Annotated in this window: 19 protein-coding genes; 11 read left to right on the top strand and 8 right to left on the bottom strand. The window is 50.5% G+C overall.

What is annotated here, in order from left to right; all coding sequences use genetic code 11:
* Position 1: 1 nt before the first annotated feature.
* Genes LVQ79_RS03275 through hycI form a run of 4 tightly spaced genes read left to right on the top strand, consistent with a single transcriptional unit; the run spans position 2 to position 2,184 of the window.
* Complete coding sequence (locus LVQ79_RS03275) at positions 2-547, top strand: formate hydrogenlyase complex iron-sulfur subunit (protein WP_232863881.1); 546 nt, start codon at positions 2-4, stop codon at positions 545-547.
* Positions 544-1,308, top strand: a complete 765-nt coding sequence (locus LVQ79_RS03280) for an NADH-quinone oxidoreductase subunit B family protein (RefSeq protein WP_232863882.1) — start codon at positions 544-546, stop codon at positions 1,306-1,308. The genes LVQ79_RS03275 and LVQ79_RS03280 overlap by 4 nt, the downstream gene beginning before the upstream one ends.
* Positions 1,308-1,718: a formate hydrogenlyase maturation HycH family protein gene (locus LVQ79_RS03285; protein WP_120065022.1), complete on the top strand. Its 411-nt coding sequence runs from the start codon at positions 1,308-1,310 to the stop codon at positions 1,716-1,718. Before LVQ79_RS03280 ends, LVQ79_RS03285 begins: the two co-directional genes overlap by 1 nt.
* Positions 1,711-2,184, top strand: coding sequence for a hydrogenase maturation peptidase HycI (gene hycI, locus LVQ79_RS03290; RefSeq protein WP_151993772.1), 474 nt, complete (start codon positions 1,711-1,713; stop codon positions 2,182-2,184). Before LVQ79_RS03285 ends, hycI begins: the two co-directional genes overlap by 8 nt.
* A gap of 80 nt (positions 2,185-2,264) precedes the next feature.
* Here hycI and LVQ79_RS03295 read toward each other — a convergent pair whose 3' ends face one another.
* Both LVQ79_RS03295 and LVQ79_RS03300 read right to left on the bottom strand, forming a co-directional pair.
* Positions 2,265-2,549 (bottom strand): helix-turn-helix domain-containing protein, encoded by a 285-nt coding sequence (locus LVQ79_RS03295; RefSeq protein ID WP_232863883.1) that lies wholly within the window; start codon positions 2,547-2,549, stop codon positions 2,265-2,267.
* On the bottom strand, positions 2,546-2,788 hold the full coding sequence (locus LVQ79_RS03300) for a type II toxin-antitoxin system RelE/ParE family toxin (protein WP_502258293.1): 243 nt from the start codon (positions 2,786-2,788) through the stop codon (positions 2,546-2,548). The genes LVQ79_RS03295 and LVQ79_RS03300 overlap by 4 nt, the downstream gene beginning before the upstream one ends.
* A gap of 331 nt (positions 2,789-3,119) precedes the next feature.
* Between LVQ79_RS03300 and hydN the strand changes: the two genes are divergently transcribed.
* The 4 genes from hydN (at position 3,120) to LVQ79_RS03320 (ending at position 9,214) form a co-directional block, all read left to right on the top strand.
* On the top strand, positions 3,120-3,665 hold the full coding sequence (gene hydN, locus LVQ79_RS03305) for an electron transport protein HydN (protein WP_064514584.1): 546 nt from the start codon (positions 3,120-3,122) through the stop codon (positions 3,663-3,665).
* A gap of 35 nt (positions 3,666-3,700) precedes the next feature.
* Positions 3,701-5,851 (top strand): formate dehydrogenase subunit alpha, encoded by a 2,151-nt coding sequence (gene fdhF, locus LVQ79_RS03310; protein WP_232863884.1) that lies wholly within the window; start codon positions 3,701-3,703, stop codon positions 5,849-5,851.
* Positions 5,852-5,967: 116 nt separating this feature from the next.
* Positions 5,968-8,187 carry a carbamoyltransferase HypF gene (gene hypF / locus LVQ79_RS03315; protein WP_232864026.1) on the top strand — a complete coding sequence of 740 codons (2,220 nt, stop codon included), beginning with the start codon at positions 5,968-5,970 and terminating at the stop codon, positions 8,185-8,187.
* A 4-nt stretch (positions 8,188-8,191) separates the two neighbouring features.
* Positions 8,192-9,214 (top strand): HoxN/HupN/NixA family nickel/cobalt transporter, encoded by a 1,023-nt coding sequence (locus tag LVQ79_RS03320; RefSeq protein WP_151993777.1) that lies wholly within the window; start codon positions 8,192-8,194, stop codon positions 9,212-9,214.
* A gap of 43 nt (positions 9,215-9,257) precedes the next feature.
* On the opposite strand, the gene avtA is transcribed toward LVQ79_RS03320, so the two are convergent.
* Both avtA and LVQ79_RS03330 read right to left on the bottom strand, forming a co-directional pair.
* The gene (gene avtA / locus LVQ79_RS03325) at positions 9,258-10,511 is read right to left on the bottom strand and encodes a valine--pyruvate transaminase (protein ID WP_232863885.1); all 1,254 of its coding nucleotides are present in this window, start codon (positions 10,509-10,511) and stop codon (positions 9,258-9,260) included.
* A 190-nt stretch (positions 10,512-10,701) separates the two neighbouring features.
* On the bottom strand, positions 10,702-12,720 hold the full coding sequence (locus tag LVQ79_RS03330) for an alpha-amylase (RefSeq protein ID WP_232863886.1): 2,019 nt from the start codon (positions 12,718-12,720) through the stop codon (positions 10,702-10,704).
* 314 nt (positions 12,721-13,034) lie between these two features.
* Between LVQ79_RS03330 and LVQ79_RS03335 the strand changes: the two genes are divergently transcribed.
* A complete protein-coding gene (locus LVQ79_RS03335; protein WP_034460478.1) occupies positions 13,035-13,868 on the top strand; it encodes a protein bax in 834 nt (277 codons plus the stop codon).
* A gap of 78 nt (positions 13,869-13,946) precedes the next feature.
* Here LVQ79_RS03335 and xylR read toward each other — a convergent pair whose 3' ends face one another.
* The 4 genes from xylR to xylF form a co-directional block, all read right to left on the bottom strand.
* Complete coding sequence (gene xylR, locus LVQ79_RS03340; RefSeq protein ID WP_064514595.1) at positions 13,947-15,125, bottom strand: D-xylose utilization transcriptional activator XylR; 1,179 nt, start codon at positions 15,123-15,125, stop codon at positions 13,947-13,949.
* 172 nt (positions 15,126-15,297) lie between these two features.
* A complete protein-coding gene (gene xylH / locus LVQ79_RS03345; RefSeq protein ID WP_232863887.1) occupies positions 15,298-16,479 on the bottom strand; it encodes a xylose ABC transporter permease XylH in 1,182 nt (393 codons plus the stop codon).
* Positions 16,466-17,998: a xylose ABC transporter ATP-binding protein gene (locus tag LVQ79_RS03350; protein ID WP_232863888.1), complete on the bottom strand. Its 1,533-nt coding sequence runs from the start codon at positions 17,996-17,998 to the stop codon at positions 16,466-16,468. Before LVQ79_RS03350 ends, xylH begins: the two co-directional genes overlap by 14 nt.
* 58 nt (positions 17,999-18,056) lie before the next feature.
* Positions 18,057-19,049 carry a D-xylose ABC transporter substrate-binding protein gene (gene xylF / locus LVQ79_RS03355; protein WP_232863889.1) on the bottom strand — a complete coding sequence of 331 codons (993 nt, stop codon included), beginning with the start codon at positions 19,047-19,049 and terminating at the stop codon, positions 18,057-18,059.
* Positions 19,050-19,416: 367 nt separating this feature from the next.
* Between xylF and xylA the strand changes: the two genes are divergently transcribed.
* Positions 19,417-20,739: a xylose isomerase gene (gene xylA / locus LVQ79_RS03360; protein WP_151993784.1), complete on the top strand. Its 1,323-nt coding sequence runs from the start codon at positions 19,417-19,419 to the stop codon at positions 20,737-20,739.
* Positions 20,740-20,917: 178 nt separating this feature from the next.
* Positions 20,918-22,372 carry a xylulokinase gene (gene xylB / locus LVQ79_RS03365; RefSeq protein ID WP_232863890.1) on the top strand — a complete coding sequence of 485 codons (1,455 nt, stop codon included), beginning with the start codon at positions 20,918-20,920 and terminating at the stop codon, positions 22,370-22,372.
* Positions 22,373-22,377 lie beyond the last annotated feature (5 nt).

Raw genomic sequence — 22,377 nt, forward strand, 5'->3', positions numbered from 1 at the left:
AATGTTTAACTTCATCAAAAAAGCCATTAAAGGCGGCGTGGCCACTGAGTCTTACCCGCTACAACCCATAGCCGTGGACCCAAACTTCCGTGGCAAACCGGAACACAATCCGCAGCAATGCATTGGTTGTGCGGCCTGCGTTAACGCATGCCCATCCAACGCATTAACAGTGGAAACCGATCTGGTAGCCGGGCAACTGGCATGGACCTTCAATCTGGGGCGCTGCATTTTCTGTGCTCGCTGTGAAGAAGTCTGCCCAACGGCTGCTATCAAGCTTTCTCAGGAGTACGAGTTAGCTGTCTGGAACAAAGCCGATTTCCTGCAACAGGCACGTTTTGATCTGTGCAATTGCCGCCAATGCAGCAAGCCATTTGCGGTGCAAAAAGAGATTGATTACGCGATTGCGCTGCTTGAGCACAACGGTGACAAATTTGCCGAAGCGCACCGCACTGCGTTTGAAACTTGCCCGGAATGTAAACGCCAGCAAAGCCTGGTATCTTCCGACCAAATCGATCTTAGCCGCCAGATTAGAGAGGTGCGCTCATGAGTATGTTACTCGGCCCACGTGACGATAAAGGCATGCCAGTGCCAATGACGGTGGATGAGTCCATCGCCAGCATGAAAGCGTCGCTGCTGAAAAAAATCAAACGTTCCGCGTATGTTTATCGCGTTGACTGCGGTGGTTGTAACGGCTGCGAAATTGAAATTTTCGCCACCCTTTCGCCACTGTTCGATGCAGAACGCTTCGGGATTAAAGTTGTTCCATCTCCGCGCCATGCAGATATTTTACTGTTTACCGGTGCTGTGACTCGCGCCATGCGTTCCCCCGCGCTACGTGCCTGGGAATCAGCACCGGACCCAAAAATTTGCATCTCTTACGGTGCATGCGGTAACAGCGGCGGTATCTTCCACGACCTGTATTGCGTCTGGGGCGGTACCGACAAAATCGTGCCGGTGGATGTCTATATTCCGGGTTGCCCTCCAACGCCTGCGGCAACGCTGTATGGTTTTGCCATGGCGCTGGGTCTGCTGGAGCAAAAAATCCACGCCCGCGAAGCCAGCGAAATGGATGCGCAACCGGCGCAGATTCTGCACCCGGATATGGTTCAGCCATTGCGTGTGCGTATCGACCGTGAAGCACGCCGCCTGGCGGGTTATCGCTATGGCCGCCAGATTGCTGACAGCTACATGGAAAACCTCACCGCCGGAAACGGCAGTGTTGAGCAATGGCTGGCGCACGAGAACGATCCACGCCTGACGGAAATCGTCGGTAATCTCGAAGCACTGGTGAAGCAGGAGCGCGTGTAATGAGCGAGTCGGTGGTGTTTTGCCAGCTTAGCCGTAAGTTTGTCGATGAAAACGACAACACACCGAGTGATGCTCAACAGGTGGTTTATTACAGCCTGGCAATTGGCCACCATCTCGGCGTTATCGACTGCCTGAAAGAAAATTTAGTGTGTTCGTTTGAGCCTTACAAAGCGTGGATTGCCACGCTTGAAGAGGGCAGTGAGGCGCGGCGTAAAATGGAAGGTGTGCCGCGTTACGGCGAAATCGTTATCGACCAAAGCCATGTCGTTTTACTTGCGAAAGCGTTCGATGCCGCAAAACCAACTCAAACTGAACAGCAGCAAGAGTGGAGCCAGGAATTGCTCGATATGCTGCAAGCTATTCAACAAGAACCCGCCATCTATTTGATGGTACGGAGACGCTATGACTAACGTTTTACTTTGTGTCGGCAACAGCATGATGGGTGACGATGGCGCAGGCCCATTACTTGCCGAGAAATGCCAGGCCGCCCCACAAGGCGACTGGATTGTTATCGACGGCGGCACCGCTCCTGAAAATGATGTGGTGGCGATTCGCGAATTACGCCCGGACAGATTGCTGTTGGTAGATGCGACGGATATGGGCCTGAACCCAGGCGAAATCCGTATCATCGACCCGGACGACATCGCTGAAATGTTTATGATGACCACCCACAACATGCCACTTAACTATTTAATCGATCAGATTAAAGAAGATGTTGGTGAGGTGATTTTCCTTGGCATTCAGCCTGATATCGTCGGCTTTTACTACCCGATGACTGACGCAATAAAAGCAGCGGTTGAGACGGTGTATCAAAGCCTGGCTGGCTGGGAAGGTAAAGGCGGTTTTGCGGATTTGGAAGCGCCTGAGTTCGAGTAAATTCTGGAGGATGTCGCGGCGCTAAATCCCCTACGGGTCTTGTAGGTCGGATTCGCGCTGTGGCATCCGACCATTCGATATCACACGTATCGGATATTGAGTGAGATCCTTGCACCACAGGCTGTGGCATAACGCTCAAGCATCTTCATACTGGCGCTAAGTGGGTTCTTCTCAAGACGGCTAATACCTGATGAATTAGTTCCGAGCTTGTTAGCCAACTCTATTTTCGAAAGCCCTGCTCTTTCACGCATTTCATAAAGTGCCTGAATCAGCATCAGCTCCTGATCGGCTTCGTTATATGCCTGAACGGACTCAGCATCAGAAAGCATTTTTGTTTTCAATTCATCAAGAGAGAGTAGTTTCACTTCATAAACTCCTTCAGCCTTAACCGGGCAATGTCGATTGCGTTAGCCGGCGTTTTAGCTGTCTTTTTCGTAAAGGCATGCAAAATATAAATGGTTTGCCCATAACTAAAAGCATAGACCGCTCGAGCAATATCTTTGTCACCGACTCGTAGTTCGAAAAGGCCATTTCCCAGGACTCGGCTATGAGGCATTTTTAGCTGATTACCTTCAGATGCCAGGCGTTCAATTAAGCGAAACATGCGGCCTCGCAGTTGTGCAGGCAAGGCACCAGTTCTTCAGCCGCAGCTCCATGCGTCAATATTGTATACATTCTAACCCCTCCGTTCCCTGAAACATATCAAGAGGGGAAGCTTTCCCTAATCAATTTCTCTACTCACTGGCACGAACTGCGAGCGGCTTTCCAGAACTCTCTGTCATTTGCCCAAATGACATCGTCATATGTGTCGATGTCACTGTCATCCCTTCCCCGATCAATGCGCAATCCCTTGAATCACGGTAGTTTCAAAGTTGGCACACTTTATGTATGCCTAGAGCAGTCTTATAAAAAAACACTCTATCCAGGAGTCTATGATGAACCGTTTCATCATTGCTGATTCAAGCAAATGTATTGGCTGTCGCACTTGCGAAGTGGCCTGTGTCGTAGCACATCAGGAAGCACAAGATTGCGCAGTATTAACACCGCAAACCTTCCTTCCACGTATTCATGTGATTAAAGGCGTGAATGTTTCCACCGCGACAATGTGCCGCCAGTGCGAAGACGCACCGTGTGCCAACGTCTGCCCTAATGGCGCAATCAGCCGTGAGCATGGTTTTGTGAATGTGATGCAAGAACGTTGCATCGGCTGCAAAACCTGTGTGGTTGCCTGCCCGTATGGCGCGATGGAAGTGGTTGTTCGCCCTGTTGTACGTAACAGCGGTGCAGGTCTTAACGTGATGGCAGAAAAAGCCGAAGCGAATAAATGCGACCTTTGCCACACCCGTTCAGAAGGCCCGGCCTGTATGGAAGCCTGCCCAACCAACGCAATTATCTGTGTTGATCGCAATAAACTTGAACAAATGAGTGCCGAAAAACGCCGTCGTGCTGCGTTCGATGCGACTTCATCCCTGATTTTCTAAATCCATTTACTTCTACGTTAACAGGTCTGTTACTGATGAAAAAAATTACCAGCGTCTGCCCTTATTGTGGCGCAGGCTGCAAACTCAAACTGGTTGTTGAGAAGAACAAAATTATCCGTGCCGAAGCGGCTGATGGCGTGACTAACCAAAATGAACTCTGCCTGAAAGGCTATTACGGCTGGGATTTTCTCAACGATACCAAGCTGCTCACACCGCGTCTGACGCAGCCGATGATCCGCTACGAAAAAGGCGGCAAGCTTCAGCCGGTGAGCTGGGAAGAAGCAATTAGCTACACCGCTAAGCGCCTGAAAACCATCAAAGAGCAGTATGGTCCGCGTTCGATTATGACAACCGGTTCGTCACGTGGGACAGGTAACGAAACCAACTATGTGATGCAGAAGTTTGCACGCGGTGTCTTGCATACCAACAACGTCGACTGTTGTGCGCGTGTTTGCCACGGGCCGTCTGTTGCAGGTTTGCAAGTGACGCTGGGAAATGGTGCGATGAGTAACTCCATCGGCGATATCGAAAACTCAAAATGCCTGTTGGTGTTTGGGTATAACTGCGCCGATTCACACCCGATCGTGGCGCGTCGTGTGATTAAAGCGAAAGAAAACGGCGCGAAAATCATTGTATGCGATCCACGTCGTATCGAAACCGCGCGTATTGCAGACCAACATTTGCAGTTGAAAAACGGCTGCAATATGGCGCTGGTGAATGCTTTTGGTTACGTGCTGCTTGAAGAGCATCTCTACGATACCGAGTACGTTGCGAAATTTACCGAGGGTCTGGATGCGTACCGCGAAGTGGTTAAAGGCTACGCGCCAGAAGATGTTGAGCACCTGACCGGTGTTCCGGCACATCAGGTCCGCCAGGCAATGCGGACTTTTGCCGCCGCACCTTCAGCCACCATTATGTGGGGCATGGGCGTGACGCAGTTTGGCCAGGCGGTCGACGTCGTTAAAGGGCTTTCAAGCCTTGCGCTACTGACCGGCAACCTGGGTCGTGAAAACGTCGGCGTTGGCCCGGTTCGTGGTCAAAACAACGTGCAGGGCGCGTGTGACATGGGCGTGCTGCCAAACCAGTTCCCGGGTTACCAGGATGTGGTTGATCCAAAAGTGCGTGCCAAATTCGCCAAAGCCTGGGGCATCAACGTTGAAGATATGGACGACCAGGTTGGCGTGCGTATCACAGAAGTACCGCATATGGCTATCCATGGCGAGATGAAAGCCTACTACATCATGGGCGAAGACCCGTTGCAGACCGAAGCCGACCTTGGCCTGGTACGCAAAGGTTTTGAAGCGCTCGATTTTGTGGTGGTGCAGGACATCTTTATGACCAAAACCGCCGAAGTGGCGGATGTAATTTTGCCAGCCACGTCATGGGGCGAGCACGGCGGCGTGTTTACCTGCGCCGACCGTGGCTTCCAGCGTTTTGAAAAAGCCATTGATGCCAAATATAACGTCAAACGTGACTGGGAAATTATCAGCCTGCTCGCAACCGAGATGGGCTACCCAATGCATTACGACAACAACCAGCAAATCTGGGACGAACTGCGTGAACTCTGCCCGCTGTTCTACGGCGTAACCTGGGAAAAAATGGGCGATATGGGCCATGTGCAGTGGCCGTGTCCGACACTGGATCACCCGGGTACGCCGTATCTCTATAAAGACAGCAAGTTCGACACCCCAACCGGCAAAGGCCAGCTGTTTGCGGCGCAGTGGCGTGCGCCAGCCGAAGTGCCGGATGCCGAATATCCATTGGTGCTGTGTACCGTGCGCGAAGTCGGCCACTACTCCTGCCGTTCAATGACCGGGAACTGTGCTGCATTGCAAACACTCGCCGACGAACCTGGTTTTGTGCAGATGAACCCGACAGATGCCAACCTGCTCGGCATTAAAGACAAACAGCTGGTATGGGTAAGTTCACGTCGCGGCAAAGTTATCAGCCGTGCCGAAGTGAACGAGCGCATTAACGTGGGCTCGGTGTACATGACTTACCAGTGGTGGATTGGGGCTTGTAATGAGCTGACTCAGGACAACCTTGACCCGATTTCCAAAACACCGGAAACCAAGTATTGCGCGGTCAACGTCAGCCAGATTGCTGACCAGCAATGGGCAGAAAACTACGCTCAGACGACATATAGCGATATGAAAGCGCGTTTGCGCCAGGCAGTAGAAGCTTAAAAACGGTGGATGACGCTGCGCTAATCCCTCCTACGGGTTTTGTAGGTCGGATTAGCGTAAGCGACATCCGACAAAATTTCCCCAGACGAGTACCAATAGTGAATTTTAACGGCGTGATGCTACGCATTCGCGGCAAAGTACAGGGCGTAGGTTTCAGACCATTCGTCTGGCAACTTGCACAACTTCTCAAACTCACGGGCGATGTCTGCAATGACGGTGCCGGTGTGTTGGTGCGCCTGTCCTCCAATGCCGATGCGTTTATCACCGAGCTTCACGCCAAATGCCCACCACTTGCTCGTATCGATAGTGTTGAACAATCGACAATGCAGTGGGAAACAATCCCTCAGGATTTCACCATTCGCCACAGTGCCAGCAGTTCGATGGACACGCAAATCGTCCCGGATGCCGCAACCTGCCCGGACTGCCTGCGTGAGCTAAATGACCCGAACGATCGTCGTTATCGTTATCCGTTTATCAACTGCACCCACTGTGGCCCGCGCTTCACCATCATTAATGCTATGCCGTATGACCGGCCCAAAACGGTGATGGCTGCGTTCCCGTTATGCCCGGCGTGCGAAAAAGAGTACCGCGATCCAATGGATCGCCGCTTCCATGCCCAACCTGTCGCCTGTCCGGAGTGTGGACCGCAAATTAGCTGGCAATGTGGTGAGCAAAACCTTGAGCGTGAAGACGCATTACAAGCAGCCGTCGCAGCGTTAAAAGACGGAAGAGTCGTGGCAATAAAAGGGCTGGGCGGTTTCCATCTGGCCGTTGATGCCCGCAATGATGAAGCCGTTGCTCGCTTACGTGAACGCAAACATCGTCCGTCCAAACCGCTGGCGGTGATGCTTTCTGACTCGCAAGGTTTACCCGCCGAAATAGTCGCGCAGCTCAACACGCCAGCATCACCTATTGTGTTAATGGCGAAGTCCGCATTAAGCGGGCTAAGCGAATTTATCGCCCCGCATTTGAGCGAAGTCGGCGTGATGCTACCCGCCAACCCGCTACAACACCTTTTGATGCAGGATTTTGGCGGCCCACTGGTGATGACCTCCGGCAATTTAAACGGCAAACCACCCGCCATCACCAATCAGCAAGCGCTTGAAGAATTAGCCGATATCGCAGACGGCTGGTTGTTGCATAACCGCGATATTGTCCAGCGCATGGATGATTCCGTGGTGCGCGCAAGCGGTGAGATGCTGCGCCGTGCCAGAGGGTTTGTGCCAGATGCTCTCCCATTGCCCCCGGGTTTTGAGGCGCTACCGCCGATTCTGGCGTTAGGTTCTGACCTGAAAAACACCTTCTGCCTGTTGCGCGGCAACCAGGCAGTGCTCAGCCAGCATCTGGGCGATCTGGCTGAAGATGGCGTTGAACAGCAGTGGCAAAAAGCTCGCGCACTCATGTGTGAGGCTTATGATTTTAAAGCGCAACATGTCGCGATAGACGCACACCCTGGCTACCACAGTTCCCGTCTCGGGAAAGAGATGGGGCTGCCAGTGAGCACTGTTTTACATCATCACGCTCACGCGGTGGCGTGTATGGCTGAACACAGCTGGCCGCTGGATGGGGGTGATGTGATTGCCATAACCCTTGATGGCATCGGTTATGGCGAGAATGACCAACTGTGGGGCGGCGAGTGCCTGCGGGTTAACTATCGCGAATGCGAACATCTTGGTGGCTTGCCTGCGGTGGCGCTGCCGGGTGGTGACCTTGCGGCGCGCCAGCCGTGGCGCAATCTGTTTGCTCATTGCCAGACATTTGTTCCTGACTGGCAACACCACCCTGAAACGGCAGTAGTGCGTACGCAAAACTGGCCATTGCTGGCCACAGCCATAGAACGTGGCATTAACGCGCCATTCGCCTCCTCCGCAGGGCGTTTATTTGATGCCGCCGCGGCGGCACTAAATTGCGCACCGCTACAGCAAAGCTATGAGGGTGAAGCCGCCTGTTGCTTTGAAGCATTGGCAACGCAAAGTGGCGAGTGCCGCCACCCCATCACACTGCCGGTAACCAATGGAAAAATGGATTTAACGACCTTCTGGCAGCAGTGGCTCAGCTGGCACGACGGTGCCCCCGCACGCGCCTGGGCATTTCATGATGCGCTGGCAAAAGGTTTTGCTGATTTAGCCCGTAGCCATGCGCACAAGTTGGCGATTAACACCGTCGTATTCAGCGGTGGCGTGCTGCATAACCAGCTGATGCGCGAAAGATTTTCGTATCACCTCACAGATTTCAACCTGCTCTTCCCGACACAGTTGCCTGCCGGTGACGGTGCCCTTTCATTGGGCCAGGCCCTTGTTGCTGCCGCCCGTATCACCATTCCCTCGCAAGGATAAAATGATGTTATTGCGTATTCTTCGTGACAACCCACGCGCTGCTGTATTGCTCGTGGCTTTAGTTGCAGCCAATCTCGCCGCCTGGGCCTGGGCTTTGGTTTCATTCCATCACAGCACCGCGCTGATGGCCGCAAGCCTGCTTGCCTGGTGCTACGGTTTGCGCCATGCGGTTGATGCCGACCACATTGCAGCGATTGATAACGTGACGCGCAAAATGATGCAGCAGGGGAAACGCCCGTTTGGTATCGGCGCATGGTTCTCACTGGGGCACTCGAGCATTGTCGTGCTGGCATCTGTTGCGATTGCCGCAACGGCGGCGGCATTTCAGAGCGATATGGATTGGTTTCATGATGTTGGTGGCGTGATTGGCACTGCCGTATCGGCGTGTTTCTTGCTGGCAATGGCGCTGGTCAACCTGGTGATTTTACGTGGCGTATGGCGTAATTTCCGCCAGCTTAAACGCGGTGAATCATTGTCTGCAGAGGCGACCGATTTTAACGGCGGCGGCATGATGAGCTGGCTGTTCCGCTCCACTTTCAAGCTTATCAACAAGAGCTGGCATATGTATCTGGTCGGCTTTTTGTTCGGTTTAGGTTTTGATACTGCAACAGAGATTGGTGTATTAGGCATTTCTGCTGCCAGTGCTTCAAGCGGCATGTCGATGTGGTCGATTCTGGTGTTCCCGGCGCTGTTTGCCAGCGGTATGGCACTGATTGATACGCTCGACAATATGATTATGGTTGGTGCTTATGGCTGGGCGTTTAACAAACCGCAGCGCAAGCTCTATTACAACATGACCATCACCGGCACATCCGTTGTCGTAGCGCTGTTTATTGGTGGCATGGAAGCATTAGGCTTGCTGGCGGATAAATTCAACCTGCACACAGGTCTGTGGAAATGGGTTGATGCGTTGAATGAAAATCTCGGCAATGCGGGCTTTATCGTGGTTGGGCTGTTTATTGGCTGCTGGATTGTGTCGATGCTGAACTACCGTTGGAAGGGATACGACTCTTTGGTGGTTCGCTAATCAGACAAACCTTCTCCCTTTCCAGGGAGAAGGTTTTTAAAATTTACTTCGCTTCAGCCCACGCCCGCTCAATCTCTTCAGCAAGAATCTTCACACCCGCTTCGATTTTCTCAGGCTCCGGCACGTAGTTCATGCGCATGCACTGATGCGTGTGCGGCCACGGTTTATCAAGGCCTGGGAAGAAGTAATCCCCTGGAACCATCAATACGCCGCGTTTTTTCAGGCGCTGATAGAGTAACTCGGTGGAAATCGGCAAGTCTTTAAACCACAACCAAAGGAAAATCGCCCCTTCCGGTTTATGGATTAAGCAACGCTCTGGCGACAAATAGCGGCGAATCGTCGCGATTGTGTCCTGAACACGCTGGTAGTAGAACGGCTTAATCACCGTTTCAGACAAGCGCAGCAAATCGTTACGCTTAATCATTTCAGTGGCCATTGCCGGGCCAACCCCGCCAGGAGCCAGGCTGATAATGCCGTTCATGTTGGTGATAGCGGAGATGATTTTTTCATTGGCGATGATGATGCCACAACGACTACCCGGCAAGCCGAGCTTCGAGAGGCTCATACAAAGGATAATGTTCGGATTCCACAGCGGGCGTGCTTCGGTGAAAATAATGCCCGGGAACGGTACGCCATACGCGTTATCAATCACCAACGGAATGCCGTGCTGGTGCGCCAACGCGTCGAGTTTAATCAGCTCTTCATCGGTAATGACGTTGCCCGTCGGGTTGGTCGGGCGCGACACACAAATCATCCCGGTATCCGGACCGATTTGCAGGTGTTCAAAATCGACGTGATATTTAAACTGGCCTTCCGGCAGCAGTTCGATATTCGGGCGCGTCGAGACAAACAGGTCTTCTTCAAGCCCCGAATCCGCATAACCGATATATTCAGGTGCCAGCGGGAACAACACTTTTTTAGTGCTGCCATCCGCGTAACGACCCGCGAACAGATTAAACAAGTAGAAAAATGCGCTCTGACTGCCATTAGTCAGTGCAATGTTCTGAGGATTAATATCCCAACCTAATTCTGTACGCAGCATATCTGCAAGTGCGTCCAGTAACTCACTTTTCCCCTGCGGACCGTCGTAATTGCATAGCGCATCAGCCATTTTCCCGTTTGCCAGCATGTCTGCCAACAGATCCTGGAAGTAGTCATTCATAGCAGGAATTTGCGCAGGATTACCGCCACCGAGCATGATCGCTCCTGGTGTGCGTAGACCATCGTTGAGATCCTCCATCAGGCGCGTAATGCCTGCATGGCGGGTAAATTTGTCGCCGAAAAGTGAAAACGTCATAGCGTAGATCTGTCTTTGACTATCAAAAAGAGGCTAACCATAGCGCCGGAGAAGACATGGTGCAAACGCATTAAGGATAGTCGCAGTCATGGAATATGCTGCTTTAGCAAAGATAAAAAGCATTAAGTACTGCGCTTCGCTTTGCGGCCTAAAAGTGTGTTTGTAGACCGGGTAAGCGAAGCGCCATTCGTTATTGATTCCCTGCCCAGACCACCATCACTTTGTCATCTGCGGATTCACGGCTAAAGCCATACCCTTGCTTCATGCTCAGTGTATTCTGCTTACCCGCGCCAATTGCCGGGTGACGAGCTCGGAACTGGCTGATTTTCTGCCAGTGCGAAAGCGTGGCAACATTTTGCCCCCAGTTCATATCAGAACGAGTTCCCTGAAGCGGGTCAGAACCTGTCGGGCCAAATGGCCGCTCAGTCTCATCACCATAGAAAATCTGCACCGCACCAGGTGCCAGCAACAGCAATTCGGCCGCACGCTGGCCACCTTCGCGGAACAGGCGGGTATCATGAGAGGAAAGGTAACTAAGCACATTGAAATCCTGCAACTTAGTCGCCATCTGCTGCCAGGTGAGATCGATGTTTGCCAGGCAATCCACCGCTTTTGCGGCTTGTTCCTGATAATCAAAATTGATCATCGCGTCAAAGCCGCTGTTGTAGTAATCGCTCCGCATCACGCCATGGCCCCAGGATTCTCCGGTCATCCAGAACGGCGCGTCATCCAGCTTTTTATCTGGATTAGCTTTTTTCCATTCGGCCAGTGCAGCTACAGATTGCTCTTTAAGCTGCTGCCAGCCCGCTTTTTCGACATGCTTTGCTGTATCAACCCGGAAACCGTCAATACCGTAATCGCGCACCCATTGGCTTAACCAATGGGTCAGGTAATCTCGCACGGTGTAATTGGCAATTTCTTTCGCGTGGGTGTCGGGTTTGTTGCGATAAAAGATCGGCAAGCCCGCTGGTTGTGTGGATTCCGTTTTTAAATCTGGCAGGAACGCCAACGACATGGTGAGGTCGTCAAATCCAGGGGAGTCATAATTACCAATATCGGTGCGAATCCAGTTTTTCCCCCACCAGTTTTGCCACGCAGTTTTATCACCAAAGTTGATGTAATCATTAAAAGAGTGCCAGCTCTGGCCAGGGCCTGGTTTCCAGTCTGTCCAGTGCTGGCCGAGGGTTTTAGTCAGCTCGTCACCTTTAAGATACAGCGCGCCAAAATCGTACTCCTGCATATCGGCAAGCGTTGCATAGCCTGTATGGTTCATCACGATGTCGAACAAAATTCGAATACCGCGTTTATGGGCTTCGTCTACCAGCGTACGTAGTTCATCCTCAGTCCCCATATTGGCATCGAGTTTGGTCCAGTCCATGGTGTAGTAACCGTGGTAGGCATAGTGTGGGAAGTCCCCTTTTGTGCCACCACCAACCCAACCGTGAATTTGCTCGAGAGGAGAGCTTATCCACAACGCGTTCACACCCAGTTGCTGTAGATAATCGAGTTTTTTGGTTAGTCCAGCCAGGTCACCACCGTGGAACGTGCCGATCTCTTGCATTCCATCTTTATGACGGCCATAGCTGTTATCGTTTTTCGGATTACCGTTTTCAAAACGGTCAGTCAGCACAAAATAGACCGTGGCGTTGTGCCAGCTAAACGGAGCGGTCTGTTTGGTGGCGGCTGATTCCAGAAGCAGCAAGCCGTTGCTATTCGCCGCAGGCATTAGGGTAATCTTGCCTTGTGTGACCGTTGTTGTGGCACCGCTGTAGAAATCGCGGACCTCGCTTCCTTCAGCAAAGGTTTTGCTGACATCCACTGTGAGCGGTTTACCATCCCATTTCGGGCACTGACGGGTGACATCAACAGGAGCGGCTTGTGCCTCGCTATTGACGCTCAGGATGAGCGTAGGAGTGCCGCTGCGCGTATCAATTTGAACCCGATACTCTCCTTCGCGAAATAAACGCCAGACGGGAGCTTCCCCTTCACAAGGTTTAAGCGACAGCGCCTGGTTAAGTTTGATTGATTCCGCGGGTTGCCAGCATGACTGATCTGATTTAAGACTGAGCGGTAATATGCCTTTCGCAAGCTTACCTTCGCTCACAAATAGCCCTGGATTTTGCTCTTTAAACGCAGGTAAACCGGGAGCTGTCCAGGCGGCTTGTACCAGTCCAGGGAACAGGAGAAATAGCAGAGGTAATTTTTTCATAGGGTTAAGCCCGTGTTTATCTTTTATTCAGTTTGGCACTGTTTTAATTAACTGAATTCATCCTCAAAATGGATAGTTGGGGATGAGATAATAGGGTGAGTGACGGGGTTATCAGTTTGCTCAAATATGGGATAACCATCGCATATTACGATACTTTTTACCGTCATAAGAAGATCGTACGTGACAACAATTCGGAATCGGATTATTTATTTTGGTGCTCAGAAGGTCTAATTTTGTTAGTATCCGCGTTTACTTTATTCGAAACCTTTAATAAATAAGGCACTGGAAACGTAACGATCCGACCAGGAGATCTAATGATATCAACCCATTTCCGACGATTTGGGGCTGCGATACTTATGTTACTCACCTTCAGTTTTTCAACTGGGGTATTAGCAAGTAAACATGAGCCAAAATCGCATAAAGCCCACATAGTTAAGACCAAAAGCACGACGACACACAGTAAGAAATTGGTAAGTAGTAAAAAAGAGTATTCTCGCAATAGTGAAATTGCATCGCTCCCTGACTTGCGAAAATACCCTTCCGGAACACCTAGAAAAAAAGCGTTTCTCCGGACGGTCATGCCATATATTACTAGTCAAAATGCAGCGATTACTGCGGACCGTAACTGGTTGGTTTCTAAGCAGTATGAAAAACGCTGGTCACCATCAGAGCGTACACGCCTGAAAGGCATTACCCAGCGCTACAAAATTGCGTGGAATGGTAATACTAAGCGTGTGCCGTGGAATACGCTGATGGAAAAAGTCGACATCATTCCTACCAACATGGTGGCAACGATGGCTGCAGCTGAAAGCGGCTGGGGTACATCTAAACTTGCCCGCAGCAATAACAACTTGTTTGGTATGAAGTGCAGCAAGCGCCATTGCAACAGCGAACCAGGTAAAGTTAAAGGCTATTTGCATTACGATTCAGTTAAAGAAGGCGTTAACGCTTACGTAACAAATCTGAATACGCATCCGGCCTATAATTCCTTCCGTAAATCACGTGCGCAATTGCGTAAAGCGGATCAGGAAGTGACTGCCAGCAATATGATTCATAAGCTGAAAGGGTATTCTACAAAAGGTAGTAGCTATAACAATTACCTATTTGCGATGTACCAAACCAATCAGCGCTTTATGGCACCGAACTAATTAAAAAAATAGAATGTTAAAAATAAGTAATAATTCACGCCTTCAATTCGAAGGCGTTTTTTTTGTTTAATTCATTCACTAAACCAATATTTCACTATGCCTTTCACGATGATCTTTCGGCGTTGAGTCATACTCTTTTTTAAATACCGAATAGAAATATTGCAGTGATGGGTAACCGCACATTTGCGATATTTCATTGATAGACAAAGACGTAGACACCAGCAAACTGCGCGCTTTTTCTAACTTTTCGGTGTGAATTATTGTATGAATCGTCTCACCGACCTCTTCTTTAAACCGCTTCTCGAGATTCGAACGCGAGATCCCTACCGCGTCCAAAACTTGCTCAACTTTGATACCTTTACAGGCATGGTTTCGGATGTAATGCATTGCCTGAATCACTGCGGGATCATGCAAAGAACGATAATCCGTTGAACGACGTTCAACCACACGCACAGGCGGCACCAGAATGCGTTGTAAAGCAAGCGGCTCATTGTCCATCAAACGATGCAACAACTTTGCGGCCTGATAGCCCATCTGCCTTGTCCCCTGTGCCACCGATGAGAGCGCCACTCGCGATAGGTAACGCGTTAGTTCTTCGTTATCTATCCCAATTACACAGAGCTTCTCCGGCACAGGAATATGCAGATGTTCGCAAACTTGCAGCAGATGGCGTGCACGCGCATCTGTCACGGCAATAATCCCGGTTTGTGGAGGGAGTGTTTGCACCCAATCTGCCAGGCGGTTTTGCGCGTGCTGCCAATTCTCGGGGGCCGTTTCTATACCCTGATAAACCACACCCCGGTATTTTTCTTTTGCCACAAGTTGGTTAAAAGCGTATTCACGTTCCATCGCCCAGCGCTTTCCGCTGGAGTTCGGCAAGCCATAGAAGGCGAAACGTTGAACGCCCTTCTCTTTTAGATGCAAAAATGCACTTTCCACTAGCGCATGGTTGTCGGTAGCAATGTAATGCACTGGTGGATAGTGTTCTGGCAAATGGTAGGAGCCTCCTACACCAACAATCGGAACATCCGCCCCATCTAATAAACGCTGGATTTCAGTATCATCAAAATCGGCAATCACGCCGTCGCCTAGCCACTCTTTGATATTGTCGATGCGGGCGCGGAAATCTTCTTCAATAAAGATGTCCCACTCAGATTGAGACGCCTGCAAGTATTCACCAACTCCCTCCACTACCTGACGGTCGTAGGCTTTATTGGCATTGAATAACAACGTAATGCGATGACGTTTCTCAAACATGCCTTTTCCCTGATAAAAAACTGTATGTGAAAATAACAATGCCCAAGCTACTTCAAGATGCAGGTAGGCGGCAATCGAGACAACCCCGAGGATCTTACTCAAGTAAGTGACTCGGGTGAACGAGAGCAGCCAACAACCCTGCAGTTTGAAGGGCGATGGGCATTTTGCACACTTACGCTTTACGCTTGGTCGCCGAATCCATCCACACAGCCAGCAATAAAATGGCGCCTTTTACGATGTACTGCCAGAACGTGGGCACATCCATCATGCTCATGCCGTTATCCAGCGAAGCCATGATAAATGCCCCCATCACCGCCCCGGCAACGCTTCCCACACCGCCAGCAAGACTCGTACCGCCAATGACACATGCTGCAATGGCATCCAGCTCAGCAATGTTCCCGGCAGACGGAGAGCCAGCCCCCAGCCGCGAGCTGAGAATTAACCCGGCAATCGCCACCATCAAGCCGTTTATGGCAAATACCGCAAGCTTGGTGCGCTCCACATTAATACCCGATAGCCGCGCCGCCTCGATATTGCCGCCAATCGCGTAAATACGTCTGCCAAACGCTGTGCGAGTCGCCATAAACATTCCCGCTAGCAGTAATAACGTGAGGATAAGCACCGGTGTAGGTACACCACGGTAATCATTGAGTAACCAGATAGCCCCCAACACGATAACGGCTGTGATGGCTTGTCGCCCTACGACACCTGTGGAGGCAGGTGTTTCCAACCCCAGAGCCTGGCGTCGAGTACGCATCTGCCATTGCCAGGCAACAAAAACCACCAGCCCTAAAGTGCCAATACCAAAGCCAATACCATCTGGCAGGTAGCTTTGCCCGATTTGCGACATTGAGGCACTGGTTGGCGATACGGTTGTACCATTAGTAATTCCAATCAGCACGCCGCGAAACGCCAGCATTCCAGCAAGCGTGACGATAAATGACGGCACTTTACGATACGCCACCCACCACCCGTTCCACGCCCCCAAAACGAGGCCAAGTATCAGAGTTACGGCAATCGTGAGTGGCAGTGGCCACCCAAGCCAAACATCAAAAATTGCCGCCACACCACCGAGTAAACCCATCATCGAGCCGACAGAAAGATCGATTTCTGCCGAAATGATGACGAACACCATGCCTACCGCAAGAATCCCGGTGATCGCGGTTTGGCGTAACAAATTGGAGATATTTCTGGCACTCAGATAAGCGCCTTCGGTGGTCCAGGTAAAGAACAGCATAATCACCACAATCGCTGCGATCATGACAAAAACCTGGAGATTAAGTGCCCGTAGCCCGGCAAAAGGTGATGCCGCGGGTGCCGTGAGTTTCATTTCAGACGGATTACTTTTCGACATGCTTTTCGCTCCTCAGTGCAGCTTCCATAACCTGCTCCTGGGTCAGGTTATTATTAATCAGATTGGCTTTGATTCGCCCCTCATGCATCACCAGCACTCTGTCACTCAGACCGAGCACTTCCGGCAATTCCGATGAGATAACAATGACCGCAATACCTTGCTGAACCAGCTGATTAATAAGTTTGTAGATTTCGTATTTCGCGCCGATATCAATGCCACGTGTGGGTTCATCGAGAATCAAAATGCGTGGATTGAGAAGCAGGCAACGCGCCAGAATGGCTTTTTGCTGGTTGCCGCCGCTCAAGCGACCGATTGCCAACTCTGGTGATGAAGTTTTAACTTTCAGTCGCCCAATCGATTGCAGAATGCAGTTTTGTTCGGCAGCGTCATCCAGGTGAGTTAACGCGCCAGAAAACTGGCTTAATGCGGCAAGTGTGATGTTTTGCCCAACAGCCATGACCGGTACGATGCCATCTTTTTTGCGATCTTCTGGCACCATCGCAATGCCGTGGGCTATCGCCTGCTGGCAATTGCCGATAGTGACTGGTTGATTATCAATGAAAATACGGCCTTCAGACTTGCCCGGCCAGACGCCAAACAAACACTGCACAGCTTCGGTACGCCCCGCGCCGACCAATCCTGCTATCCCAAGAATTTCACCTTTATGCAGTGAAAACGAAATGTCATTGACTCGTTTGATATGCCGATTCACCGGGTGCCAGGCAGTGAGATGCTCAACGCGCAGCACTTCTTCACCAATCTGATGCGGTTCATTAGGATAAAGCGCCGTAAGCTCACGCCCCACCATCATGGTGATGATGTCTTCTTCACGCATCAATGCCGCATCCCGTGTACCAATAGGTTGCCCATCGCGGATAACGCAAATGGTGTCGGAAATGGCTTTCACTTCATTGAGTTTGTGGGAGATATAAATACAGGCAATACCATGAGCTTGTAGATCACGAATAATTGCTAGCAGCACTGCAGTTTCTTGCTCAGTGAGTGAGGCCGTGGGCTCATCCAGAATGAGTAAGCGCACTTGTTTATTAAGCGCTTTGGCAATTTCGACCAACTGTTGCTGCCCAAGCCCCAGCGAACCGACGCGCGTATCGGGGGAAATATTTAGGCTCACCTGTGAGAGCAGTTTTTGGCATCGGAGCGTCATGCTGTCGTAGTCCAGTACACCATACTGCGACAACTCAGCACCGAGGAAAATATTCTCAAGCACTGTCAGATGTTTAACCAGCGCCAGTTCCTGGTGAATAATCGCAATACCTTTGCGTTCGGTATCGCGGATATGGCTCGCCTGAAGTTTTTCACCGGCGAACCATATGTCGCCTTCGTAACTGCCGTAGGGGTAGATACCGCACAGCACTTTCATCAGCGTGGATTTACCAGAGCCGTTTTCGCCACAAAGGGACATCACTTCACCAGCATCAACTGACAGACTGACGTTATCCACGGCCTTCACAACACCAAAAGCTTTGGTGATATTTTTCATTTCCAGTAAACAAGGCATAGCCCCTCCTTTACCTGTTTTCAGGATGTCGCCCGTGGCACAGCACGGGCGAAGTGGGTTATAGCTCGTTCTTCTTGTGGAAACCGTCTGCCACAACGGTGCTGTCGATATTGGTTTTATCGACTTCGACAGGTGTCAGTAGACGCGAGGGAACATCTTTAATGCCATTGTTCAATACAGCGTCAGAAGCGGGTTGCTTGCCTTCACCTAATTCCACAGCAATTTCAGCTGCCGTATTCGCAAGCTTGGTGATTGGCTTATAAACCGTCATGGTTTGTGTACCGGCAATAATGCGTTTCACCCCAGCCAAATCCGCATCCTGCCCGGAAATGGCGACTTTCCCAGCTAACCCTTGCGCACTTAATGCCTGAATTGCGCCGCCTGCAGTCGCATCGTTTGACGCCACCACCGCATCGATTTTATTGTTATTAGCCGTCAGAGCATTCTCCATAATTTTCAATGCGTTTTCAGGCAGCCAACCATCAGCCCATTGATCGCCGACAACTTTTATTTTCCCACTATCAATATAAGGATTTAATACTTTCATCTGCCCGGCACGGAACATTTTGGCATTATTATCAACAGGTGAGCCACCCATTAAGAAATAATTGCCAGAAGGCACTTTATTAACAAGACTTTGCGCCTGTAACTCACCTACCTTTTCATTATCAAATGAGATGTAATAATCAATGTCGGCATTATTAATCATGCGATCATAAGCTAATACTTTTATTCCTTCTCTTTTTGCTTCAGCAATCACATTGCTTAACACCTGGCCGTTGTAAGGAATAATGACCAGTACATCAACGCCACGGTTAATCATGTTTTCTATTTGCGACATTTGCGTTTCTTCGTTGCCATTCGCGGATTGTACAAAGACTTTCGCGCCCAACGATTCGGCTTTTTTAACAAAAATATCGCGGTCTTTCTGCCAGCGCTCAAGACGTAAATCGTCTATTGCCATGCCAATTTTCACTTCTTTAGCAATACCACTGATACTGGTCAGAACGAGTGAGGCACACAGCGTTAGTAAGAGGTTCTTAATCTTCATATTGTTATACCTTTGTAGGGATGAATAACTCGGATTAAAATTATTATCTGTCGACCGGAGAGGATTGTTGTCTGTGAATGCAAATCCAGCAATTACAGATTTTTATCTTCCCATTACGTTTTTTGGTTTAATTTCTAATTTATGACGGCGATCTTCTTTTAATTTAAAAAATTCATTCGTTGCTTTATTTACTGGAATAACTATCGAGATATTTCATTCATTATTTTCAGTATTTTTGCGAAGCAGCGCACATTTGAGCATTCTCTTAAACGCAGTGTGAAATAACGTAATTGAGCAACGCCCGAGGAAAATACAGGATGGTGACAGAATCGCTTACTTGCCGCCCCCCTTGATTACGGAGTCACTTATGCAAGCCTATTTCGACCAACTTGAACGCGTACGTTTTGAAGGTACCAAATCCACTAATCCTCTGGCATTCCGCCACTACAATCCGGACGAAATCGTTCTGGGTAAACGCATGGAAGAACACCTGCGCTTTGCTGCCTGTTACTGGCATAACTTCTGCTGGAATGGCACGGATATGTTTGGTTCCGGTTCCTTTGAGCGTCCCTGGCTGCAAGCAGGCGATGCGTTAGGTCTGGCAAAACAGAAAGCTGACGTGGCGTTTGAATTCTTCCACAAGTTGAATGTGCCGTATTACTGCTTCCACGATGTAGACGTTTCACCAGAAGGTGCGTCTCTGAAAGAGTATCTGAACAACTTCGCGCAAATGACCGAAGTGCTGGCGCAAAAGCAGCAAGAAAGTGGTGTGAAATTGCTGTGGGGTACTGCCAACTGCTTTACCAACCCACGTTTTGGTGCCGGTGCGGCAACCAACCCGGATCCAGAAGTGTTTTCCTGGGCTGCCACACAAGTAGTAACGGCAATGAATGCCACTCACAAACTGGGCGGTGAAAACTATGTACTTTGGGGTGGCCGTGAAGGTTACGAATCCCTGCTCAATACCGATTTGCGTCAAGAGCGCGAGCAAATTGGCCGCTTCTTGCAAATGGTTGTTGAGCACAAACACAAAATTGGTTTCCGTGGCACGTTGCTTATCGAACCAAAACCGCAAGAACCAACGAAGCATCAGTACGATTACGATGTCGCCACGGTTTATGGTTTCCTGAAACAATTTGGTCTGGAAAAAGAGATCAAAGTAAATATTGAAGCAAACCACGCAACACTTGCTGGTCACTCATTCCATCACGAAATCGCCAGTGCTATTGCCCTGGGCATCTTTGGTTCGGTTGATGCCAACCGTGGCGACCCACAACTGGGCTGGGATACCGACCAGTTCCCAAATAGCGTGGAAGAAAATTCATTAGTGATGTACGAAATCCTTAAAGCAGGTGGTTTCACCACGGGCGGTCTGAACTTTGATGCCAAAGTGCGTCGTCAAAGCACCGATAAGTACGACCTGTTCTATGGTCATATTGGTGCGATGGACGTGATGGCGCTGTCGCTGAAAATTGCTGCGCGCATGATTGAAGATGGTGAACTGGATAAGCGTGTTGCGAAGCGTTATGCCGGTTGGAATGGTGAACTGGGCCAGCAAATTCTGAAAGGACAAATGTCTCTTGCGCAGATTGCACAGTACGCTGAGCAGCATAACCTGGCGCCGCAGCACCAGAGTGGTCATCAGGAACTGCTGGAAAACCTGGTGAATCATTATCTGTTTGATAAATAAATATAAGTCGTAGTCATGAAGTGCAACCTGTAGCGGATGCCCTAAATAATTCGAGTTGCAGATAGACGGCAAAGGCTCGAATCCCCAGGAGCTTACATAAGTAAGTGACTGGGGGTGAGATCCTGCCGCCAACACCCCTGCAACTTGAAGTATGACGGGCGTATAAGTAGGAGTCGGTATGTATATCGGAATCGATCTCGGAACATCGGGTGTTAAAGCCATTTTGCTCAATGAGCAAGGTGACGTACTGGCATCACAGACCGAAACGCTGAAAGTGTCACGCCCACATCCATTGTGGTCGGAACAAGATCCAGAGCACTGGTGGCAAGCCACAGACCGCGCAATGAAAGCACTTGGCGAGCAGCATTCTCTACAGGGCGTGAAAGCACTGGGGATTGCCGGGCAAATGCATGGGGCCACCCTGCTTGATAAGCAGCAGAAGGTGCTGCGCCCCGCAATTTTATGGAATGACGGCCGCTGTAGTGAAGAATGTGCGCTGCTGGAAGCTGCCGTACCTGAATCACGTGAGATTACCGGCAACCTGATGATGCCGGGTTTTACTGCACCAAAGCTGTTGTGGGTTCAGCGCCATGAGCCTGAGATTTTCGCGCAAATCGATAAGGTCCTGTTACCGAAAGATTATCTGCGTTTGCGTATGACCGGTGTGTTTGCCAGTGACATGTCAGATGCCGCAGGCACCATGTGGCTGGATGTCGCAAAGAGAGACTGGAGCGACAAAATGCTCGACGCCTGCCAACTCAATCGCCAGCAAATGCCTGGCCTATATGAAGGCAGTGAAATAACCGGTACGTTGAAAGAAGACGTGGCTAAGGCTTGGAATATGTCCGCTGTGCCAGTTGTTGCAGGCGGTGGAGATAACGCAGCAGGAGCCGTTGGCGTGGGCATGATGGATGTCGGCCAGGCAATGTTGTCGCTAGGCACATCAGGCGTTTACTTCGCCGTTAGCGATGGTTTCCGCAGTAAGCCTGAAAGTGCCGTTCACAGCTTCTGCCATGCATTACCCAATCGCTGGCATTTAATGTCTGTGATGTTAAGCGCCGCATCTTGTCTGGATTGGGCTGCAAAACTGACTGGCCTTGGCACCGTTCCGGCATTACTGGCCGCCGCTGAAAAAGCCGATGAAGAAGCGGGAGATATTTGGTTCCTGCCATATCTTTCAGGTGAGCGCACACCACACAACAATCCGCAGGCAAAAGGTGTTTTCTTTGGCCTGACACATCAGCATGGCCCGGCAGAACTTGCCCGCGCCGTGCTTGAAGGCGTGGGTTATGCGCTGGCAGATGGTATGGACGTCGTTCATTCCTGTGGAGTGACACCACAAAGCGTGACGCTAATCGGAGGCGGTGCGCGTAGCCCTTACTGGCGGCAAATACTGGCGGATATCAGCGGGCAAACGCTGGATTACCGTACGGGGGGTGATATTGGGCCAGCGCTGGGTGCGGCGCGTCTGGCACAAATCGCGGTATCACCGGAGAAACCTTTGCAGTCACTGCTTCCGCAGTTAGCGCTTGAGCAACAGCACAAGCCGGATATGGCTCGCCATGAGCATTACAAAGCGCGGCGTAAAGTCTTTAACCAGATTTATCAGCAGTTATTGCCGTTGATGTCGTGAAGGTG

The sequence above is a fragment of the Buttiauxella cochleicola genome (genome assembly GCF_021282405.1).
GTDB lineage: Bacteria > Pseudomonadota > Gammaproteobacteria > Enterobacterales > Enterobacteriaceae > Buttiauxella > Buttiauxella massiliensis.

What these genes read in the sequence shown, in the direction of transcription:
- LVQ79_RS03330 (WP_232863886.1), bottom strand. Translation starts at nt 12,720, where the DNA reads ATGAAAAAATTACCTCTGCTATTTCTCCTGTTCCCTGGACTGGTACAA.
- hydN (WP_064514584.1), top strand. Translation starts at nt 3,120, where the DNA reads ATGAACCGTTTCATCATTGCTGATTCAAGCAAATGTATTGGCTGTCGC.
- hypF (WP_232864026.1), top strand. Translation starts at nt 5,968, where the DNA reads ATGCTACGCATTCGCGGCAAAGTACAGGGCGTAGGTTTCAGACCATTC.
- LVQ79_RS03280 (WP_232863882.1), top strand. Translation starts at nt 544, where the DNA reads ATGAGTATGTTACTCGGCCCACGTGACGATAAAGGCATGCCAGTGCCA.
- LVQ79_RS03300 (WP_502258293.1), bottom strand. Translation starts at nt 2,788, where the DNA reads ATGTTTCGCTTAATTGAACGCCTGGCATCTGAAGGTAATCAGCTAAAA.
- LVQ79_RS03285 (WP_120065022.1), top strand. Translation starts at nt 1,308, where the DNA reads ATGAGCGAGTCGGTGGTGTTTTGCCAGCTTAGCCGTAAGTTTGTCGAT.
- xylF (WP_232863889.1), bottom strand. Translation starts at nt 19,049, where the DNA reads ATGAAGATTAAGAACCTCTTACTAACGCTGTGTGCCTCACTCGTTCTG.
- xylA (WP_151993784.1), top strand. Translation starts at nt 19,417, where the DNA reads ATGCAAGCCTATTTCGACCAACTTGAACGCGTACGTTTTGAAGGTACC.
- avtA (WP_232863885.1), bottom strand. Translation starts at nt 10,511, where the DNA reads ATGACGTTTTCACTTTTCGGCGACAAATTTACCCGCCATGCAGGCATT.
- xylR (WP_064514595.1), bottom strand. Translation starts at nt 15,125, where the DNA reads ATGTTTGAGAAACGTCATCGCATTACGTTGTTATTCAATGCCAATAAA.
- LVQ79_RS03350 (WP_232863888.1), bottom strand. Translation starts at nt 17,998, where the DNA reads ATGCCTTGTTTACTGGAAATGAAAAATATCACCAAAGCTTTTGGTGTT.
- LVQ79_RS03320 (WP_151993777.1), top strand. Translation starts at nt 8,192, where the DNA reads ATGTTATTGCGTATTCTTCGTGACAACCCACGCGCTGCTGTATTGCTC.
- xylH (WP_232863887.1), bottom strand. Translation starts at nt 16,479, where the DNA reads ATGTCGAAAAGTAATCCGTCTGAAATGAAACTCACGGCACCCGCGGCA.
- fdhF (WP_232863884.1), top strand. Translation starts at nt 3,701, where the DNA reads ATGAAAAAAATTACCAGCGTCTGCCCTTATTGTGGCGCAGGCTGCAAA.
- LVQ79_RS03275 (WP_232863881.1), top strand. Translation starts at nt 2, where the DNA reads ATGTTTAACTTCATCAAAAAAGCCATTAAAGGCGGCGTGGCCACTGAG.
- LVQ79_RS03335 (WP_034460478.1), top strand. Translation starts at nt 13,035, where the DNA reads ATGATATCAACCCATTTCCGACGATTTGGGGCTGCGATACTTATGTTA.
- xylB (WP_232863890.1), top strand. Translation starts at nt 20,918, where the DNA reads ATGTATATCGGAATCGATCTCGGAACATCGGGTGTTAAAGCCATTTTG.
- hycI (WP_151993772.1), top strand. Translation starts at nt 1,711, where the DNA reads ATGACTAACGTTTTACTTTGTGTCGGCAACAGCATGATGGGTGACGAT.